The sequence below is a fragment of the Micromonospora sp. NPDC047753 genome (genome assembly GCF_040642735.1).
GTDB lineage: Bacteria > Actinomycetota > Actinomycetes > Mycobacteriales > Micromonosporaceae > Micromonospora.
Genome location: NZ_JBEYSL010000802.1, coordinates 1 through 1,848, shown reverse-complemented (window position 1 = coordinate 1,848; position 1,848 = coordinate 1). Strand labels below are relative to the sequence as shown.

The following is a 1,848-nucleotide window of genomic DNA, read 5'->3' as shown; positions in this document are numbered from 1 at the left end:
CCGGTCCGTAGTGCGTGGTCCCGGTCCGTAGTGCGTGGTCCCGGTCCGTAGTGCGTGGTCCCGGTCCGTAGTGCGTGGTCCCGGTCCGTAGTGCGTGGTCCCGGTCCGTAGTGCGCGGCCCGCCTGGGCTGCCGCCCGGGGCGTGTCCGGCTTAGATGGCCCTGTCCGGGCCGGGCCGTTGGATCTCGGCCCGGCTGTCAGCGGGCGGTGAGGGTGAGGTCGGCCTCGGCGGGCGGCGGGGTGGCCGCTTCGGCGATGCGGCGGCGGCGGAGCTCGATCGGGAGCACCACCAGGGTGACCAGCGCGCCGAGTGCCCCGGTCACCACGAAGCCCCAGAGTGGCGCGCTGGCGTCGATCACTGCGCCGGCGAGCGGTGCGCCGACCGCGATGCCGACGGTGACCGCGGAGCCGTGCAGACCCATCGCCTCACCGCGTACCTCGGCCGGAACCAGGCGGCTGACCGCGTCCGAGCCGGCCGCGATGGTCGGCGCGCAGAGCGCGCCGGCGGGGATCAGCGCCAGGCAGAGCAGCCACCAGTGCGCACCGCCCAGTCCCACCGGAATGGTGCACAGGGCCAGCGCGGCGGTCAGTGCCAGCGGGGAGAACGAGCGGTGTACGGCCCCGTAGGCGAAACCGCCGGCCAGCGAGGCGACCGCCCAGATGGCCAGGACCACGCCGGTCCAGCCGACCTCGCCGCTGGCCCGCAGGACAGCGACCACCGCCACGTCGGTGCCCCCGAGCACCAGGGTCGCGGCCGCGCTGAGCGCCAGGATGGCGAGCAGCCGCGGCGTCAGCCACTCCCGGCGCGGCACCCGGCGTTGTGGGCCGGTGGGCTCGGTGGCCTCCCGGATCGGTGGGTTGACGACCCACAGGGCGATCCCGGCGGCGACGATGCCGCCACCGACGAGATACATGGTGGTCTGCGCGGAGATCGCGGTGACCAGGGCCACCGCCAACGCTGGGCCGATCATGAAGGACAGCTCCACCGACATCGAGTCCAGTGCGTAGGCGGGGCGGCGTTGGTCCTCGGGTACCAGGGCGGCGATCGACTGACGGACCACGGAGAAGATGGGCAGGGCCAGGGAGCCGGCCACGAAGGCGGCCGGCAGGAGCACGGGGTACGCCAGCGACGGCGCGGTGGACCAGAAGATCGCCTCAGCGATCGCGGTGAGCACCAGGACCGGGCGCAGTCCACGCCGGTCCACGAGTCGGCCGAGCAGCGGCCCGCCGATCGCCGCGCCCACCGTGACCGCCGCGCCCACCAGGCCGGCTGCCCCATAGCCCCGATCAAGATCGAGGACCACGTGGAATGTGAGCGTTACCCCGGTCGCGGTGAGCGGGATGCGGGCGAGGACGGCAACCAGTAGCAGCGACCGCAGGCCGGGCAGGGCGAGCGCCCGCCGGTAAGGCTTCATGTTCACGTGGGTCCGTACCTCCGGCGACATCCTCGACCGGCGGCGGCCCCTTGGCCAACCAATTAGCGCTTCATGCGGCCCTGATCACAGGCTGGCCGTGCATGAGCACCCCGGCGCCCTCCATGGCGCGTAGGGCCACGTCGGTGGTCGCCGGGGCGACGGCGGCGGTCAACTCCAGCAGCACGGTGGTGGCGAAACCCTCCCGGGCGGCGTCCAGCGCGGTCGCCCGGACGCAGTGGTCAGTGGCTATGCCGACCACGTCGACCCGGTCCACGTCGCGTCGGCGTAGCCAGTCGGCCAGACACTCGCCGTCGTCGGCATGGCCCTCGAAACCGGAGCGCACCCAGACCGACGGGTCGTGGGCCGCCAGCAGCCGACCCACCGCGTTCGCCGGTGCCGCCGGCGGGTGCACCAACAGACCGAGCAGGTCGTC

The 1,848-nt window shown here is 73.6% G+C and carries 2 protein-coding genes; both read right to left on the bottom strand.

Translation table 11 applies throughout. From position 1 onward, the window contains the following. Positions 1-197: 197 nt before the first annotated feature. Complete coding sequence (locus tag ABZ749_RS34690) at positions 198-1,445, bottom strand: MFS transporter (protein ID WP_357235529.1); 1,248 nt, start codon at positions 1,443-1,445, stop codon at positions 198-200. A 40-nt stretch (positions 1,446-1,485) separates the two neighbouring features. Then, on the bottom strand, positions 1,486-1,848 hold a 363-nt coding region (locus ABZ749_RS34685; RefSeq protein WP_357235526.1), incomplete at its 5' end, for an isochorismatase family protein.

Coding starts and splice junctions, on each gene's coding strand:
- ABZ749_RS34690 (WP_357235529.1), bottom strand. CDS start 1,445: ATGTCGCCGGAGGTACGGACCCACGTGAACATGAAGCCTTACCGGCGG.